Genomic DNA, 528 nt, shown 5'->3' with positions numbered 1-528 from the left:
GGCTGACCCTCGACATCGGCCGCMCAGCCGAGATGGCGGCGTTGGCCGACCAGATCCGCGCTTGGGGCGGACGCTTGGACGTGTTGATTTGTAATGCGGGGGTCTGCCTGACCTCGCGTATCGCCGACCTGGACGAGACGGCATTCGACCGTGAAATGAACATCAACCTCAAGGGAGCGATCTTTGCCACGCAGACCTGCCTGCCCTTCATGACCTCGGGCGGGGCAATCCTGTTCACCACCAGCGTAAATGACGTGTTGGGCATCCCCGGGCAGTTGGTCTATTCCGCGACCAAGGCTGCGCTGCGGTCGGTCGTCCGCACTCTGGCCGCCGAACTTGCGCCGCTGGGGATCCGTGTGAACGCCGTCGCCCCCGGCCCCATCGACACGCCCATCTTCGACAAGTTTTCGGCCGACCCCACGGTCGTCGCCAATGCCAAGTCCTATGAGGCCGGACTGACTCTCGCAGGCCGCCTCGGCCGCCCGGAAGAGATCGCTGCGGCCTTCGCCTTCCTCGCCAGCCCTGGCG

General features: G+C 65.7%; 1 protein-coding gene. It reads left to right on the top strand.

Annotated features, from left to right (window positions below; genetic code table 11):
- Positions 1-32: 32 nt before the first annotated feature.
- On the top strand, positions 33-528 hold a 496-nt coding region (locus AC1DVR_RS24060; RefSeq protein ID WP_478003134.1), incomplete at its 3' end, for an SDR family NAD(P)-dependent oxidoreductase.

It is taken from the genome of Rhodobacter sp. P2_H5 (assembly GCF_056403335.1).
The sequence above is the reverse complement of the archived record's forward strand: the minus strand, read 5'-3'. Positions and strand labels throughout refer to the sequence as shown.